This is a genomic window from Streptococcus cristatus (genome assembly GCF_008369405.1).
GTDB lineage: Bacteria > Bacillota > Bacilli > Lactobacillales > Streptococcaceae > Streptococcus > Streptococcus cristatus_G.
Genome location: NZ_VSJJ01000015.1, coordinates 1 through 16,498, shown reverse-complemented (window position 1 = coordinate 16,498; position 16,498 = coordinate 1). Strand labels below are relative to the sequence as shown.

Below are 16,498 nucleotides of genomic sequence, written 5' to 3'. Positions count from 1 at the left end.
AAAAATGGGAATGAAATTATCAGATGAATTTAAAACAGCTCGTCAGAACTTTCTAGATGCTGTTACAAACAATGAACCTGCTGAAAAGCAAGGGGAACTTTATGAGAAGATGCTTGATGCCCTTATGGATGAAGCCAAGAAAACAGCTCGTGAGGAAGTTGATGGTCTGGTGGCAGCGAGTCCACTTGATGAAAAATTGTCTCTTCGTGAGCGTGAATTTTTCAACAACTTGGACAAGAAAGCACCAGATAAAATTGAAAAGCTATTTCCTCAAGAAACGGTTGACCGTATCTTTGAAGATATGGTGCAAGCCCATCCTTTGCTTGAGCATATCGGACTTCGCAACGGTGGGCCTCGTCTGAAATTCCTGACCTCTAACACGACAGGTGTCGCTGTTTGGGGCAAAATCAATGACGAAATCAAAGGGCAATTAACAGCTGGATTTGGCGAAGAAGAAGCTATCCAGAACAAACTGACTGCCTTTGTCGTTCTCCCAAAAGATACAGAAAAGTTTGGTCCTGGCTGGCTCTATTCTTTCGTTTCTACCCAGCTAACAGAAGCTTTTGCAACTGCGCTTGAAGCTGCTTTCTTGAATGGCGATGGAGACGAAAAGCCAATTGGCTTGTCTCGCACCTTGACAGGAACGGTTGCGGCAGGAAAAACAACTTATAGCGCTAAGACTTCATCTGGTGATGTGACTCTTGGCTCTAAAGGTAAGACTACCGAAGAAAAGGCTAATATCACGCTTAAAGAGTTCAAAGAAATCTACAAGTACCATGCGACTAAGTCAAATGGCAAGCCAGTCGTGACCCGTGGTAACATGGTCATTGTAGTGAATACCAGTGATGAGCTTGATTTCACCACACAATTTACCACTTTGAACAGCCTAGGGGTATTTGTCACCAACTTGCCATTTAATCCTATCATCGTGCCATCAGTAGCTCAGGAAGCTGGTAAAATCACTACATTCGTCAAAGGTCGCTATGATGCTGTCCTTGGAGGAGGTATTGAGTTCGGCAAGTTTGACCAAACATTGGCATTTGAAGACTTAAATCTCTATACAGGGAAGCAGTTTGCCTACGGGAAACCACATGACGAGAAAACGGCTGCTGTGTGGGAATTGAAACTGAAATAGGCGGTGATGGCCTATGGAAGAGGAAAAAGAACTTCATCCACTCCTTAAAGCTTTTAAGGAGCGGATGAGGATTTTTCACAGTGGAGAGGATGCGAACCTCTCACGAATGTTGGAAAGCTCTGAGGCAGCTATCCATAGCTTGGTGGGAAGCAAGGACACTAGCGACCCACGAGTGAGAGAGCTGGTACTAGAGCGTGCACGATATGCCTATAATGACCAAGTTGAATTTTTCTACGGAAACTTTCAAGGGGATTTGATGGCATTGTCACTAGAAAATTACAAATCGGAGGAAAAAAATGATTAAGGTCTTAGAAGAATTTTATGACTTGGAAACTGGGGATCTTCGTCAAGCAGGGACAGAATTTGAAGCGACAAAAGAACGCTTCGACGAATTGAACGAAGCTTTACCCGGCTATGTCGAATGGAGCGAGCCAAAAGAAGATGGCAAGTCGAAAGTAAAAGGGAAAAAGGATGAAGTAGCTGCTAAGGATGAGCTACCAATCTAATCGCCCGCATTATCGCTACAAGAAGCCTGAAGCTACAAATGGTGATCTAAGGACCCCTGTCACTTTCTATACTTCAAAAGTGGCGGAGGGGCTTGACGGTCGTGATGTCAGCCATGAAAAGGTATTTCATACGATGGGGCAGGTCTACTCTCCTAGTATGAAAGATATCGAAATCGCAACAGGTAAAGCGATGAAGGCTAAAATGACTATCAAAATCCGCGATCCGCTATCTGACTACCAGCCAGACAATCGTCATTTTGTAGAAGTAGGCGATATTCGCCTGAAAGACAAGAAGTGGCAAATCATTGATGTGCGTCCTGATTTTGACAATCGGGACTTTTTGATTGTCATTATCGGAGGTGGTCGCGATGTCTAGCGGGGCTAATGTGAGAGGTCTTGAAGAAGTCCTGCGGAATATGGAGGCTAAGCTGGGACCTGAAAAAGTAAGGCGGGTGACCAGTCGAGCCTTGAAAGGTGCTGCTGAAGAGACTTTGGAAGATTTCAAGGAGGCTTTAGCGGTCTACAAGCGTACTGGAGAGACTATCGAGAGTGCGACTGTTGGGCGGGTCACTGGGGCAATGGAAGGTGTACCAACTGTCAAATTAGGTTTTGGCGCTGGCTCTCGTTGGCGCTTGGTGCACTTGAACGAGCTTGGCTATGCTAGAAATCCTCATCCTCGAGGCTTTGGCGTGATTCGTCGCTTTTCGGAGGCTAACGGTCAAAAATACAAATATCGTGTAGCAAGCAGATTGAAGATGGAGGGATTTAGATAGTGGTCAAAGATAAACTCGATGAGCTCTACAATGCCTTACAAGCAGATGAGGAGCTGGCTGGTGTCTGTATCAAGTCCTTTAATAGACCAGAGTCTTTGGCAGAGGATGAGACGAGTATCGTTATCATCCCGCTGGGACCACCGATACAGACTGCTCACGGAAGCAATACGAGCCTAGCCAAGGTCTTTCTCTATCAAGTCAATGTAGAGTCAGTGGATCGTGTGGAGTGTAAGAAACTCCAAAGGAAAATTGAGAAGATTTTCGAGGAAGAAGGTTTTTATCAGACCGCAGGTGATCTGGATAGCTGGCTTCCTGAAATTAAGCGCTATGTCGATGTTCGCACCTATCGAGGTGTGAGCAGACTGTATGAAGAATATTAGAAAGAAGAGGTGCTGTAATGGCATTAGTTGGTTTTAAACGTATGACAATTCGTATCTTGGATGGGAGTGCTACTCCGACCTTGGGTACGAATCTTTTTGTAATTGAAGGTAAGACAGACAAGGGGGCTACGCGTACCGCAAAAATCACTGGCTTGGCTAGTGACCCTGTCAAAACCTACGGCAGTGATATTGCTTATCATGTCTCTAATCGCGGAGTCGGAGATGTCAAAATGGAACTTACAGCTGTAGATATCCCTGTGACTGTACTTGCCAAAATCCTTGGGCACACAGTAAAAGACGACATCATCAGTGTGGGAGCTGATACTGTTTCTCCTTACTGCTCTGTGATGTTAGAGTCAAAAACTGCTGCTGGCGAAATGGCAAATGTCGGCTTTTTCAAGGGTCAATTCTCAATGGATGGGGAAGACCTAGAGACGCTAAAAGACAAGCAGGAGGAGCTGGCAGAAGACAGCTTGAGCTTTGCTGCTATTGCAAGTGATGACGCTACAACAGAAGGTCAATACTACTGCAAATACATTGGCAAAGATGACACTAAGCTCAAAAAATTCAAGGGACAGCTCAAAATGGGAGCAGCTGCGTAAGGAAGGGGCGAGAGCCCTTTTCTCTTTTTTAGAAAGGAAAATCTATGTCGAAGGTACAATTTACAATCAAAAATGAAAAAGGTGAAGATGTCCTGAAAACGAGTAAGGAAATCACCACCAAAGATTATCGTGATTATCTGGTCTTAAACGACTCATTGACTGATGACTTGAGCGATGTTGAGAAATTAGATAAGCAGTTAAACTTTATTGCTTCGCTGTTTGAAGATGTGGAAGTAGAGCAGTTGCTTGAGTTTACAGACTTTGGTCAAATCGTTGCCATCTTTGCTGATATCTACACTCATTTGGTGGGTGATGTGGACCCAAAGGGGAAAGCTTAAAGCCCGGTGAAGCTTTAAAGCGGTTTTATAACTTTGTCAAAAAAGCTACAGAAGGTCCTTACGGCATGAGTATCCGTGATGTCATGGAGACAAGCTGGGAGGACTTGATGGGCGTGCTGGACACCACAGAAGCCGCTGATAAAGAAGAAGTCATGGATCTGGCGGATTTTTTAGGAACAATATAGCAGGAGGAAACTAAATGGCAGGTGGGACACCTTTAGGCCAAATGTATGTGGAGCTAGGGTTGGACGTGTCTAAGTTTAATCCTACTCTAAATGGGGCGAAAAATGCCGTAAAGTATTTCCAAAGCAACGTCCGAGCCTTGGATAGCTCTCTAAAAAACAATGGAAAGAATGCTGATTTACTACAGGCAAAGTACAAGACTTTAGGGCAGGCGATTGATGCTCAACGCAAGGTCTTGGACGAGATGAAGAAAGGCTTTGATAAGCTAGAGCCTGGAACAGCTCGGTTTGACAAGGCTGCCGCAGAAATCGAGCGTGAAAATGCAAAACTAGCTGCAATGGAAGGTCAACTCCGAAAAGTGGAGCAGGCTTTGATAGCGGTTGGTCGAGAGAATAGCTTTGCCGGTCATCTCAATAAAATAGGCGATAGTCTACTGACAAACGGTGAGCGTATCAAAACGTTTGGTAAGAATGTATCTGACGTTGGCGGCAAGCTGACGACAGGGGTTACTGCTCCTTTGGTAGCTGGAGCAGGGCTTGTGGTCAAAGCAGCAATGGACTATGAGTCGGCTTTTGCTGGTGTTAAAAAGACGGTAGATGAGACGGCCACAGTGTCTTATGCGAAGCTGTCCAGCGGTATTCGCCAGATGGCGAAAGAATTGCCTGCAAGCGCAGTCCAAATCGCCAACGTGGCTGAGGTCGCTGGTCAGCTGGGAATCAAGACGGAAGATATCCTAAAATTCTCCCGTACCATGATCGATATGGGCGAGTCAACTAACTTGAGCGCTGAGGAGGCGGCAACGGCTATTGCTAAGGTCGCTAACATTATGGGCTTGAGCTCGGATGATTACTCGCGGTTCGGATCTTCTGTGGTTGACCTCGGGAATAACTTTGCGACGACTGAAAAGGATATCGTAGAGATGACCAATCGTCTGGCTGCGGGTGGTCGTTTGGCTGGTCTGACAGCTCCTGATATTCTTGGTCTAGCAACAGCTATGAGCTCGGTTGGTATCGAAGCTGAAGCGGGTGGTACTGCCATGACTCAAACGCTGACAGCTATCGGAAATGCGGTATCTCTGACTGGAAAAGGTGCAGCTGAAAAACTAGAGCTGATTGCCAATACGGCAGGCATGACCTCAGAACAATTCCAGCAAGCATGGAAAGAAAAACCTGTCCAAGCGCTGCAAGCCTTTATCAAAGGTTTGGAAAATGCTCATAAATCTGGAGAGAATGTCAATGGCATCCTCGATGATCTGGATATGAAGGGCATTCGTCAAAGTAACATGCTGAAATCTCTGGCTTTAGCCTCAGATAAGATGACATCAGCAGTTGATCGCTCAAATAGTGCTTGGAAGAAAAATACAGCTTTGACTGAAGAAGCAAGCAAGCGCTACGCGACCACTGAATCACAATTCAAAATGTTTAAGAATCAAATCACGGACATTGCGATTGAGTTTGGTGGACCTTTGCTTAAAGCTATGCGAGATGGATTGCAAGCTGCTAAACCATGGATTCAAAATTTGGCGGATATGGCTAAGGCTTTTAGCAATATGAGCACTGAGCAACAGCAGAACATTATCAAATGGGGCTTGCTTGCTGCTGGTGCTGGTCCAGCTCTTACTATATTTGGTAAGGGGATTGGACTTATCGGTAGTTTTACCAAAGGTCTTGGCTGGCTGACAAAAGGACTCAGCAAGGCAGCAGGCGGGGCATCTATCCTGCATAAGACTTTCCAAGCTTTTCGGACTACTGGCAACTTAACGGAGGCTTTTCAATCTGCGACCAGTGGAGCAACTGCTTTGAGTAGTGCGACAGCTACAGCAACTACTGGAGCTACAGCCTTGAGCGGAGCCACTACTTCGGCATCTGGCTCGGCTGGGATCCTTGGAAAGGCTATGGTTGCTCTAGGGGGACCAGTAGGTCTTATGATTGGAGGCATCGGCTTAGCGGCGGCTGGCTTGGTCTATCTCGGAAACGAGAAAGACAAGGCTCGAATCAAAGCGGAAGAATTTGGTACGCAGCTGAGTGAAATAGCTCGTAGTGATTTGCGTAGCTTCCAAAAGGTAGTTGATGAGACCAGTAATACAGTCGCTAACTTTGGAACTCATGCTGGTGATGCTGACAAAGTAGCAGGATCTTTTAAAAAGCTTTATGAAGAAGTGGTTAGCTCTGCTGATAAAGCTAATAAGCGCCTACAAGAACTGGCCGATAAATGGGGCATAAGCCCTGAACAAGTGGCAAAAGCTCAGGAATACAACAACCAAATGGTGACTAACACTGAGGCGATGATGAATCAAATCAATGATATCTATCAACGCCACAACGGTGATGCTAGCAAGTTTTCCAAAGAAGAAAAAGAAATTGTCCTTAATAATCAAAGAGAGATGATTACTGCTAGGCTGGAGCTTATGAACCTATCCGCTAAAGAGCAGAAGGCTGCTCTGCAGGCTCTGAACGGAGAAATCTTTAGCTTAAATGAGACTCAGCTCAAGCACTCAAGAGAGAGCCTAGAAAAGGCTATGAAAGAAGAAAATAGCCTCTACAAAGAGTCTAAAGCAGAGCTGAAAGAGATGCTCAGCTCTAAATTGCTCACAAGGCAGGAATACAATGCCAAAATGAAGCAACTCGAGAGCGAGCACAATCAGACTATGGAAGGTCTGGCAACGAAATATCTGGAAGTCATGAAGACTCTGGATGATAAGGTCAAACTGCGGACAGGGCAGAGCTGGAACTATTGGGAAGAAGCGAAAAAGCTCCTCGAAGAGTACGGCTTGTCCTATGAAGAAATTGGGAAGAAAGCCTCTAAAGCTGCTAAAGAAGCAGGAAACTCACACAGCATCCTTGCTAAATATAGTAGTGAGATGTCAGCCACGACTAAGGAGGCAAATGATGCCTGGTCTCTTTTAGTTGGAAATATCAACAAAAACAACCAATTCGAGGTTAAATCTAACGTCAAGGAAGTCATTGGCGAAGCTGTGAAGTCTGCTGAGGGCTGGGAGCAATTGAAGTTTATTGCTAAAGAGGCAGAGCTTAACTCTAATGCTCGGGCGACGATCGCTGAAGCTCTGGTTGAGTCTGGCAAGTGGGCAGAGATGTCTCTGGAAGAGAAGAAAATCATCGTCCAAAATCAGGCTGGCTTGCAGGCCATCTTTGATAGCCAGCAACATCTAGCAATCTGGAATAGTCTACCTGCCGAAATCAAGCAACTCCTGATGAATAATCAGGATGTGATGAACAAGGCAGATGTGGCTAAGCAGGCTTTGGAAAACTACAATAAACTAACTCCGCAGCAGAAAGAACTGCTGGCCAGAGATGAGGAGTTTCAAAAGGCGGTTTCTCGCTCTACAGAGACTCTGAAAAATTGGGACATGGCCAATCCATTTCCTAAGGACCTTTTGGTCAATGGTGACAATGCCTTTTTAAATACTGGGCTAAGCATTGCCAAGCTGGATATGTGGAATCAGGCTGCCACTCCGACAAAGGAGCTGAAAGGTGACTCAACCTCTGCTGTGACAGAAATTGGTAAGGCGATTGGGGCGGCTTGGAATTTCAACGATCTAATCGTACCTGCAAAGAGTCTTAATGGAGACTCTACTTCGGCAGTAGTAGAGGTCGGCAAGGCTATCGGTGCCGTTAATAACTTTAATGGTACAGAAGCCCCAACTAAACCGCTGCCGTCTGACGCAACGCCGACTCAAAATGCGTCAAGTCAAGCGATAGTAGCAGTTGACAGCTTTAACAGCACAGCAGCTCCGACAAAGCTCCTTACAGGAGACCCAAGTTCTGTCCTTGGCGCATCCAGTCAGGGTGTAGATGGTTTGAATAGCTTTAACAGCACACCTACTCCGACTAAACACCTTAACGCTGTTGACAATGCGTCTTGGGTTGCTCGGGGAGTTATCAATACGCTCGGAAATATCCCAAGTGTCGTCACAACAGTCATTGAAACTGTAAAGAGATGGGTAAATCACGAAGACGGGACCAATTATCATCGCGGTGGCCCTGCCATGGTCAACGACCAACGAGGCGAGACTTATCGAGAGTTGATTCGCTTTCCGACAGGTGAAACCTTTATCCCAGAAGGTCGTAACGTCCTAATGGACTTGCCACGAGGGACAAAGGTATTCCCAGCCTATAAGACCAAACGTCTTATGCGTAATATGGGAATCCCTAAGTATGCTGCTGGTGTAGGTATACCGAGTGATGCGAAATTCATCCGAGAAATGGAGCAAGCAAGCAAATCTATCGTGGTACAGTCTTCTACGACTCAAAATGTGGTAGATATGGACAAGGTGGTGTCTGAGATTGCCATTTTGAGGGCAAGTTTGGAAAGTCTTTTGACAGCTATCCTCGAAAAGCCGTCAGACACCATACTAGACGGCGAGCCTCTCGCACAAAATATCTACAGAAGACAAGCTAGAATCATGGCAAGGGAGGGAATCTGATGTACTACATGATTATCAATAATTTTAATACTTCGACGCTCTCCAACTGCTATGTGACTGACTTTGGTAAGGCACAGACGGCAACACCGAGAGCGACGGAGAAGGTGGTCATCCATGGAGCTAACGGCTCTGAATCTATCCTTGACGGAGCCTACGAGAGCTATGAACGGACATTTACTTTCTATGTGCCTAAAATGCTAGACATTTCAACGATTGTGGAGAAATTTCAGCCAAAGTTCAATGTGATTGAGCTTGGATATCAGCCTGGTTCATTTTTTTATGCGGACTTTTTAGAGGCTTCCTATAGTCCTAACGGCCCGCATGCCTGGACGCTTGAAATCAAGCTTGAAATGCAGCCTTTTCGGTACGAAAAAAATGCGCAGGATGTGGTATTGACTGGAAATGGTACTGTGACCAATACAGGAACCGTCTACTCTGAGCCTGTCATTACATTGGAGGGCTCGGGTGATGTCTCTCTGACTATCGGTCAACAGACTATGCACTTGACGCTAGATACAAAAGCGACGATTGTGTGCCAGCACAAGCGGCAGAATGTCTATGATAAAAATGGGAATATCAAGAATACTCTACGAAAACGAGGCCCATTCTTTGAGATCCCTGTCGGGCGGTCTGGTGTGTCTGTGTCAGGCAATATCCGAAAAATCACAATTAAAGGGAATTGGAGGTATAAGGTTTGATTTACTTAAAAGAGGGGAATACCCCTCTAAATGCAGCTTGGGCTGATGAAATCTACCAAGAAGGCAACAGTACCTATCAACTGACCTTTAAATACCCCCTCAATAATGATAAATGGAAGTTGCTGACAGAAGAGACCAAGCTTATATCGGATGATTTGGATGGTGAGCAAGAGTTTACCATCTTTGAAATTGTCAAAGAGCAAGGCTATGTCACAGTCTATGCAAATCAAGTAGCGACACTACTCAACTACCACTCTATCAGCTCTATCAATGTCGATAGGGTGGCTGGGAATGTAGTGATGACTGCACTAGCTGGGGCAATCCTGAGAGATTGTCCTTTTAGCTTTTACTCTGATATCACTGATAAGCATACTTTTAATGCAGCTAATATCTCAGTGATGGACGCTCTGATCAAAGAGAAACACTCTATCGTTGGTCAATGGGGCGGTGACTTGGTGCGCGACAAGTATCAAGTGAGTCTGCTGAAAAATGGAGGCTCTGAGACTGAGGCTCTCTTTATGTACAAAAAGAACATGAGAAGTCCTCAACAGACTACCTCGACCAAAGAGCTGCGGACACGCATTCATTTTCGCAAGAAAATCGAGGTCGGAGAAGGAGATAATAGGAAAGAGCAGTGGCTGAGAGTCACTGTGGACAGTCCTCTTATCAACAAGTACAAGCATATCTACGAGGCTGATATGGAGGTCACCGACGAAGATGTCAAGGACCTTGCCAGCCTGACTAAGTATGGTGAGCAATACTATCGGACGACTTTGTGTGATATGATCGAGGATAGCTTGGAGCTTGATGTGGCAGGTGTCGGTGATGTGCCTGTCAAGATATTTGACATTGTAAGTGTCTATCACGAGCAGTTTGGGATTGATGTCCGAAAGAAAATCACCAAATATCGCTACTCCCCGATGGGGAAAAAGCTGAAATCGGTAGGATTTGGAACTATCCAGCAAACGCTGGGAGGGGCTTTAAATGCTATGGTCAGTGACTTGGTCAAGGCTGAGACTGCAATCATTGAGCAGGACTTTGAGGTTAAGCTCGAGAAGGAGTTGAAAAACGCTGATAAAGTCTTTGATCAGAAGATGAACCAGATGGAGCAGAGCCTATCTGATGAAATCGAACAAGCAAGAGCCAAAGCGGAAGAAGTCAAAGCATCAATGACCGAGCAACTTACTCTGAAAATCAATCAGAGTAAGAGTGAAGTTACGGAGCAACTGAAGTCAGACTTTGATAGAAAGCTGGCCACTGCTCAAAATGATCTTGCAGGTGTCAGGACGAACCTGACACAGGCTCAAAGTCAGCTAACTAGCAACATTGCCCAAATCCGTTCGGATGTTGGGAATATCCGCACCAAGCAAGGCCAGCACGAAACCGAGATCAGCAAGCAAGTCGCAGCACTCAATGCGACTAAAACAGAACTAGCGGGTGTTAAGTCTGCTCAGGCAACCTACGAGCAGAGCACACAACGCAGACTGGCAGAACTGGCCAACGTGGCCGATGGCAAGGCCAGCAAGTCTGAGCTCACTCAGACGGCGGAGGAGCTGAAAAGTCGGATAGCGAGTGTGTCGGTCGGCGGAGTCAATCTGTTAAAAGGCACCAAAGATTTTAGCGGGTCTTGGATCAATATTGGCCATTGGACGAGAGAGACCGAAAAGTACAAAGGTCTGACAGTCATGAGCCGTGCCGGCTCGTGGATCGGGCTTTCGCAACCTTTTGAAGCCAAAAAGGGCGAAACGTACACTTTCAGCTTTTACATCAAGAGTAGTGCCGAAAATGATCAAGCAAATGTATATTTTGTGCATAATTCAGCCAATCCACAAGCCAGAGTATCGCTAAATGTATCTTCATTAGTGATTTCAAATGAATGGCAGCGACTTGTCGTAACTTTTAAAATCACAGAATCAGGCTTTATCTTGCCACGAATTGAGCGGTTTAACGCTGATAATCGGGTATATGTAGCTGGACTCAAACTTGAGCACGGCACAATTGCGACCGACTACAGCGAAAACACTGAAGACCAAGACGAGCGGGTCACTGCGATTGAGTCAACCTTTAAGCAACGAGCCGACTCGCTCGAAGCTGGGGTGTCCAGCTTGCGTGAGGGGCTCAAGACCAAAGCGGACTCAAGCGCCCTGACCTTACTCTCTGACAGCATCAAACAGTCGGTCAAGTCGCTCGAGACTGACACGCAGAACAAGCTGGACTCAAAATTGAGCACAACTGAGTTTGAGGTGCAGGCTGGTTCTATCCGACAAGAAATTCTTAACGCAACCAAGGACAAGGCTGATAAAGCCTTAATAACAGCAGAGGCTGGAAAGCTGCGTGAGGAACTGGCCAGCCTGTCGGTCGGCGGGCGGAATTTGATGGGAGTCTTTAATACAACGCCTGTCAAAGCAAGTTTTGGAGCTGAAACATACAGATTTGAAGCAAAGACTACCCGAAACACGACTAGACCAACTCTCCAATTGCAATTTCGCTGGGATGACGGAACATATAGCGGCGTTGTTTGGATAAGCCAAGAAGGATCCTTTAGAAAGCCATTTAAAATCTCAAAACCGTATTCGGAGTTGCGAATAAAATTTAATTGCAACAAAGAGGATGCAGTCTTGCTTTTCAAGGGCGATAAATTTGTCGAATTAAATACAGACTATCTTTTCACAGGCAATCTGCTTAATCTGTCACCAAACGATTCTGTGGCGGACTTTCTTAAAATCGAGAAAGCGACTATTCCTTCCAGCTGGTCGCCTGCCCTTGAAGACACTGAAGGCCTCATCACCGAGGCTAAGGCAGTCTTCGAACGCACAGCTCAAGGCTTGCGGACTGACTTGTCGGCTGTGCAGGCTTATGTTAACGCAGACGGCACAAGAACCGAAGCTCTGCGTACTTACAGTCATGAGGAGACGGCCCGTCAGCTGACAGCCGAGCGCAAGCTTATTGAGGCTGGCTATGTGGGCAAGGCTACATATGCAGAAGACGTTAAAGGCATAAGCAGGCGATTTGAGGAGCTGAAAATCAGCTCTGAGACCAAACTTGCTGAGTATCGTCAGACAGTTGATGGGCAGTTTGCTACTATATCTAGTCAAATTGGGGAAAGCCTCAAGAAGACCGACATCAGCATCACACCCGGTCAGATCGTTCTTGGGACTGGGAAGGTTGTCAACGGTCAGACTTTGGCTAGTCTTTTCGTCCAAAATCCTGAGAGCATGCAGGCCATCACAAAGCTCATGCGGATAACGGGTGATTTAATCGTGGACGGCTCTATCACTGGCCGTGACTTGGCCGCAGGAGCTATCACAACACCTCATCTGGCAGCAGGCGCAGTGACAGCGGAAGTGTTAGGAGCTAATGCCGTGACGGCTGATAAGGTCAAGGCAGATGATGCCCTGCTCGAAAAGCTAACGGCGGGCGAGGCTCTGCTCAGAAAGCTGATGGCAAAAGATGCCTTTATCAATAGACTACAGTCTATTGACTTTACGGCTGAGCAGGTCAAAGGTGGGATGTTGAGGTCAATTGATGGATCCCTGACTTTTGACTTAAACAAAAATACGCTGATCATGTCCTCAAACACAGCCGCAATCAAGCGGGTATTACCTGGTCACCCGACGCAATTTATGCGCTATGAGACCGAGCGAAAAGGTAACGTGGATTATACTCGGACGATTATCGGAAGTAATCGAAACGGAAGCGAGAAGTTTGATTCGGTTACTTTTGCGGGTCTAGTGGTCGAAAACTCAAACAAGGCGGGAATTGAAGATTCCCTGAGACTATACGGAGACAATACATATCTTCGTCACGCTCAAGGGGATGTGGGATGGAATATCAATGCGGTAACGCAGCGGATGACTCCCGCTACTTGGCAAAAAGAGTCAGCAATCTGGGCACGAAACTTTGTCGTGCCAAAGCACCGAAATCCGAATGGTCGGGATTGGGTCAAGCTAGAGGAGTCTGTAGCGGCCTTGTGGCGACTTTGGGAGCATGCGTCAGGTAATCAGGTAACAATGACAGGAGCCATGAGAGATAAAGTCAGAGAGCTTTTTCAAAATTATGGTTATAATTACGGAATCTCGTAAGAAGGAGAAAATATGGACGAAAACGTGTACGTTTACATGCTAGCTGAGTACAAAAATCAGCTAGCAGAGAAGACACAATCAGAAATTGAACTGCAATCTCTGCTTATTGTAGAGCGAAGCAAAAGCTCACTCTTAGAGCAAGAATTCAATAGCTTGAATGCTGTGTTAGCTTCGGACGCAGCATTAAAAGAACTTTTTGAAGAAGCAAAAGAAAAATTACAAAAAGAAACATTGGAGGAAGCATAATGACTACAACTGCTGAAAACACTTTACTCGATCTTAAAAACATCACAGAACCTTTTGATTTGGCAACCGCTCTCAAATACATGAAGGAAAATGGTGAGTTCATCCGCTGCAAAAATGCGACGAATGACTTTTATATGTACCGCGATGTCCAAAAGCGCCCTGTCATCGTCAATGGCCGTCGTCAGTTCAAAGACGTGGAAACTGTCTGGGCATTTACTCAATGGGGCGGGACAGCAACAACCATCAACGTTGCTGACTTGTTTAACCTTGAGTACTACATCATGGCTTTTGACGCAGAGGGTAACCCAGATTGGACAGAGCCAGCACAGGCAAGCAGAGAAGAATAAGGGGTGATGAATGCAGGCTAACGTTTTGGAATGGTCACACAGCTTGCGTGACTTAATCGATACGCAAGATGAACTGATTGTGTTTACTTTAGCGCTCATCATGGGCGCTATGGCTATTGACTTCCTCACAGGAACTCTGGCCGCTAAGCTCAATCCAAACATTGAATTTCGCAGCAAAGAAGGGATCAACGGAATTATTCGCAAGATTGCTAGTATCGCTTTACTAGCTTTCTGCATTCCGCTTTCTATTTTGCTGCCTGAAGGAATCGGACTTGGAGCTCTACAGATACTTTATTTTGGTTATCTGTTTTTTGAGCTAAAATCTATTCTGGAAAATTTTGATAAACTAGGTATTAACACAACATTCTTTCGAGAATTTGTTGAAAAAATATCAAATTCGGATAAAAATGATAAAAAATAGAATAATAGAGCAGGCTCTGAAGCTTGCTCTGTTTGCTTTTGCTGCAACCTATTTTTGGTTTGCAGCGTTTGAATTAAAAAGGAGAAAATAATATGCGTAAGTATAAATTATTTCAGGACGAAGTTCTTGGGTATGGCTTTGATATTGACGGCTGGTTTAGCTGGCAGTGTTGGGATGGATATGCTAAATACTGCCTTTGGTTAGGCGTGCCGTTTGCTAACTGTACAGTCTCTGGCTTTGTTAAAGACATTTGGGAGCAACGGCATACAAACGGTATGCTAGACTACTTTGACGAAGTAGAAGAAATGGAAGAAGGCGATGTCGCCGTCTTTATGGAAACAGACCTCACACCTGTTTCCCATATCGCTATTTTCGCTGGGGATATAGATGGCACTCAAGGTTGGTTCCTTGGTCAAAACCAAGGAGGAGCTGCTGGGCCTGAAGGCATCGGGGGTGTGTTTAACCTCGTTGCTTTTCCATACTCTATCTTGTATCCAACAGCATTTCGTCCAAAAGGCGAGTCTTTACCTAAAGCTGAGCTAAAAGAAGCGATTACCGAAGTCATGGAAAATCACGAGGCGCCTTTCTTCCCAGAAGATGCCACTTTTACGGTCGGCGACTCTCCAATCAATGTCCGCCGAGCACCTAGCTTGGACAGTGAAATCGTGGCAGTTTATCAGCCGGGCGAAAAAGTCCATTACGACTCTAAAGGCTCAAACGATGGCTATCGCTGGATTTCTTATGTCGGAGATTCCGGCAATCGTAACTACCTAGCTATTGGTCAAACTGACGAAGCTGGGAACCGCATTGATCTGTGGGGTCAATTGTCGTAAATAAAAAAACGCAGCGGAAACTGCGACAAACAAAAAAATATAATTTCTTAAATTTTAATCTACCCCCGGCCGAAAAGGCTGGGGCTTTTTTATATGATGTTAGATAAATAATTTTCTATAAAACGGAAAATTTTAAAAATTTCCTCAATAATAGACTTAAAATTTTTAAAAAATAATAAAAAAATCAACAAAAAGTGTTGACTAGTGCATTATAATGTAGTACAATAAATAATGTAAGGAGGTGATACAAATGGACAGCATAGACGAGTGGCTAGCACGGGTCACGGTCATGATTGGAATTGCAGTAGCAATTTCAAAGGAAAGTCGCTCTTGGTACAAGGTACTAAAAGAGCAAAATAAAAAAGCGAAAATCGCTCCTAAGTTTGGTAGACCACGGAAGAGATAATCGCTTGAAGGTGAGAGAGCGCAAGCTCTCCTTGCCTTTCATTGTATATGAAAGTGAGAGAAAAATCAAGATGAAAATTATATTATTTATAGCAATTTTAGCAGTAGCAATCGCTTGGTATTCAGGAGATAATAATAAATGAGTAAAGCAGATTTTAAAAAAATTCAAAAATTATTAAAAAAATTGACGGCCTACAAAATTTCTAAAGCTACTGGAATAGGTAGCACGACAATTAGTAGATGGGTTACAGGTAAAACCCCAATCGAAAAAATGAGTTTAGAAAATGCCATCAAATTAACAGATTATGCGGAGGAATTGGAAATGGAAATCGCAAAAGAGCTACTTGAAACTATTAAAAACAATGATGTAGCGTATGCTATTGTAAACGAAGACGGAGCAGTATATTGCAATCTTGAGACAAGTAATATCATGGATATTTACGGTCACGATGGTGAAGACGGCCATTTTTATGGTGTTTATGGCGACGCAGTCGGTGGGCAGCTTGATAGTCGCAACGTCTCTGATGATGTCATTTTGAAAGCTATCCACCTGATGTTAGGTTTGGGAGAACCTGTAAAACGTTCAGAATTATCTATGGGTTCTGATTTCAAACAGACATTTGTAGATGGATATTTCGAGGTAGTCGAATTGATGAAACAGTCTGGTCTTCTTCAAGATAAAGAAGAAAACGAGAAAGTCAAAGAATGGATTGAGGCTCACAAAGGCGTTATAGGATCAACAGTCAAACATCCATCATTTGGAACAGGTAAAGTGATAGAAGTTAAAGACAACACAATCACTATTGATTTTGAAGATAAGGGAAGAAAATCTTTAGCGCTTGAAGCGGTTGTAGAAAGTGATTTGTTAGATTTTGAATAAAGTCTGGGACAGGCTGACAGTGATGTCGGTCTGTTTTAATAAAAAAAGACTTTCAAAAAGTCATTGTCTCAACTATGCGGGCAAAAAATTGACTACGTTTTGACTACGTTAGATTTATTTTATCCAGCTATTATCCAGATATCAATAATCAAAAAAAGTTGATTTTATTAACCATTTGAGTTTATTTGAGTGTTATCTTCATATCATCAATAAATTATGCTACAA

At 44.6% G+C, this 16,498-nt stretch carries 17 protein-coding genes and 1 pseudogene; all 18 read left to right on the top strand.

The window, feature by feature from the left end; genetic code table 11:
- Positions 1–4: 4 nt before the first annotated feature.
- The gene (locus tag FXF62_RS10270; RefSeq protein ID WP_149518656.1) at positions 5–1,135 is read left to right on the top strand and encodes a phage major capsid protein; all 1,131 of its coding nucleotides are present in this window, start codon (positions 5–7) and stop codon (positions 1,133–1,135) included.
- Positions 1,136–1,148: 13 nt separating this feature from the next.
- On the top strand, positions 1,149–1,439 hold the full coding sequence (locus FXF62_RS10265) for a head-tail connector protein (protein WP_149518655.1): 291 nt from the start codon (positions 1,149–1,151) through the stop codon (positions 1,437–1,439).
- Positions 1,432–1,641 (top strand): hypothetical protein, encoded by a 210-nt coding sequence (locus tag FXF62_RS10260; RefSeq protein ID WP_149518654.1) that lies wholly within the window; start codon positions 1,432–1,434, stop codon positions 1,639–1,641. The genes FXF62_RS10265 and FXF62_RS10260 overlap by 8 nt, the downstream gene beginning before the upstream one ends.
- On the top strand, positions 1,625–2,017 hold the full coding sequence (locus FXF62_RS10255; RefSeq protein WP_149518653.1) for a phage head-tail adapter protein: 393 nt from the start codon (positions 1,625–1,627) through the stop codon (positions 2,015–2,017). The genes FXF62_RS10260 and FXF62_RS10255 overlap by 17 nt, the downstream gene beginning before the upstream one ends.
- Positions 2,010–2,414 (top strand): hypothetical protein, encoded by a 405-nt coding sequence (locus FXF62_RS10250; RefSeq protein ID WP_149518652.1) that lies wholly within the window; start codon positions 2,010–2,012, stop codon positions 2,412–2,414. The genes FXF62_RS10255 and FXF62_RS10250 overlap by 8 nt, the downstream gene beginning before the upstream one ends.
- Positions 2,414–2,794: a hypothetical protein gene (locus FXF62_RS10245; protein ID WP_149518651.1), complete on the top strand. Its 381-nt coding sequence runs from the start codon at positions 2,414–2,416 to the stop codon at positions 2,792–2,794. The genes FXF62_RS10250 and FXF62_RS10245 overlap by 1 nt, the downstream gene beginning before the upstream one ends.
- Before the next feature lie 17 nt (positions 2,795–2,811).
- Positions 2,812–3,396, top strand: a complete 585-nt coding sequence (locus tag FXF62_RS10240; protein WP_149518650.1) for a major tail protein — start codon at positions 2,812–2,814, stop codon at positions 3,394–3,396.
- 44 nt (positions 3,397–3,440) lie between these two features.
- A complete protein-coding gene (gpG, locus tag FXF62_RS10235) occupies positions 3,441–3,734 on the top strand; it encodes a phage tail assembly chaperone G (protein ID WP_048791884.1) in 294 nt (97 codons plus the stop codon).
- A gap of 199 nt (positions 3,735–3,933) precedes the next feature.
- On the top strand, positions 3,934–8,361 hold the full coding sequence (locus FXF62_RS10230; RefSeq protein WP_149518649.1) for a phage tail tape measure protein: 4,428 nt from the start codon (positions 3,934–3,936) through the stop codon (positions 8,359–8,361).
- Positions 8,361–9,059: a phage tail protein gene (locus FXF62_RS10225; RefSeq protein ID WP_149518648.1), complete on the top strand. Its 699-nt coding sequence runs from the start codon at positions 8,361–8,363 to the stop codon at positions 9,057–9,059. Before FXF62_RS10230 ends, FXF62_RS10225 begins: the two co-directional genes overlap by 1 nt.
- Entirely contained in the window at positions 9,056–13,141 is a 4,086-nt protein-coding gene (locus FXF62_RS10220; protein WP_149518647.1) for a phage tail spike protein, read from the top strand. Before FXF62_RS10225 ends, FXF62_RS10220 begins: the two co-directional genes overlap by 4 nt.
- A 12-nt stretch (positions 13,142–13,153) precedes the next feature.
- The gene (locus FXF62_RS10215) at positions 13,154–13,387 is read left to right on the top strand and encodes a hypothetical protein (protein ID WP_149518646.1); all 234 of its coding nucleotides are present in this window, start codon (positions 13,154–13,156) and stop codon (positions 13,385–13,387) included.
- On the top strand, positions 13,387–13,734 hold the full coding sequence (locus FXF62_RS10210) for a hypothetical protein (protein ID WP_149518645.1): 348 nt from the start codon (positions 13,387–13,389) through the stop codon (positions 13,732–13,734). Before FXF62_RS10215 ends, FXF62_RS10210 begins: the two co-directional genes overlap by 1 nt.
- A 10-nt stretch (positions 13,735–13,744) precedes the next feature.
- Positions 13,745–14,155: a phage holin family protein gene (locus FXF62_RS10205; protein WP_149518644.1), complete on the top strand. Its 411-nt coding sequence runs from the start codon at positions 13,745–13,747 to the stop codon at positions 14,153–14,155.
- A 92-nt stretch (positions 14,156–14,247) separates the two neighbouring features.
- Positions 14,248–14,670 (top strand): annotated as a pseudogene (locus FXF62_RS10940) (GH25 family lysozyme); the annotation flags it as partial.
- 48 nt (positions 14,671–14,718) lie between these two features.
- Positions 14,719–14,988 (top strand): SH3 domain-containing protein, encoded by a 270-nt coding sequence (locus FXF62_RS10200; RefSeq protein WP_149518672.1) that lies wholly within the window; start codon positions 14,719–14,721, stop codon positions 14,986–14,988.
- 250 nt (positions 14,989–15,238) lie between these two features.
- Positions 15,239–15,394, top strand: coding sequence for a hypothetical protein (locus FXF62_RS10765; protein ID WP_187984270.1), 156 nt, complete (start codon positions 15,239–15,241; stop codon positions 15,392–15,394).
- A 138-nt stretch (positions 15,395–15,532) separates the two neighbouring features.
- Positions 15,533–16,273: a DUF3553 domain-containing protein gene (locus FXF62_RS10195; protein WP_149518643.1), complete on the top strand. Its 741-nt coding sequence runs from the start codon at positions 15,533–15,535 to the stop codon at positions 16,271–16,273.
- Positions 16,274–16,498 lie beyond the last annotated feature (225 nt).

Coding starts and splice junctions, on each gene's coding strand:
- FXF62_RS10270 (WP_149518656.1), top strand. CDS start 5: ATGGGAATGAAATTATCAGATGAATTTAAAACAGCTCGTCAGAACTTT.
- FXF62_RS10195 (WP_149518643.1), top strand. CDS start 15,533: ATGAGTAAAGCAGATTTTAAAAAAATTCAAAAATTATTAAAAAAATTG.
- FXF62_RS10260 (WP_149518654.1), top strand. CDS start 1,432: ATGATTAAGGTCTTAGAAGAATTTTATGACTTGGAAACTGGGGATCTT.
- FXF62_RS10230 (WP_149518649.1), top strand. CDS start 3,934: ATGGCAGGTGGGACACCTTTAGGCCAAATGTATGTGGAGCTAGGGTTG.
- gpG (WP_048791884.1), top strand. CDS start 3,441: ATGTCGAAGGTACAATTTACAATCAAAAATGAAAAAGGTGAAGATGTC.
- FXF62_RS10215 (WP_149518646.1), top strand. CDS start 13,154: ATGGACGAAAACGTGTACGTTTACATGCTAGCTGAGTACAAAAATCAG.
- FXF62_RS10250 (WP_149518652.1), top strand. CDS start 2,010: ATGTCTAGCGGGGCTAATGTGAGAGGTCTTGAAGAAGTCCTGCGGAAT.
- FXF62_RS10200 (WP_149518672.1), top strand. CDS start 14,719: ATGGAAAATCACGAGGCGCCTTTCTTCCCAGAAGATGCCACTTTTACG.
- FXF62_RS10240 (WP_149518650.1), top strand. CDS start 2,812: ATGGCATTAGTTGGTTTTAAACGTATGACAATTCGTATCTTGGATGGG.
- FXF62_RS10205 (WP_149518644.1), top strand. CDS start 13,745: ATGCAGGCTAACGTTTTGGAATGGTCACACAGCTTGCGTGACTTAATC.
- FXF62_RS10210 (WP_149518645.1), top strand. CDS start 13,387: ATGACTACAACTGCTGAAAACACTTTACTCGATCTTAAAAACATCACA.
- FXF62_RS10765 (WP_187984270.1), top strand. CDS start 15,239: ATGGACAGCATAGACGAGTGGCTAGCACGGGTCACGGTCATGATTGGA.
- FXF62_RS10265 (WP_149518655.1), top strand. CDS start 1,149: ATGGAAGAGGAAAAAGAACTTCATCCACTCCTTAAAGCTTTTAAGGAG.
- FXF62_RS10225 (WP_149518648.1), top strand. CDS start 8,361: ATGTACTACATGATTATCAATAATTTTAATACTTCGACGCTCTCCAAC.
- FXF62_RS10255 (WP_149518653.1), top strand. CDS start 1,625: ATGAGCTACCAATCTAATCGCCCGCATTATCGCTACAAGAAGCCTGAA.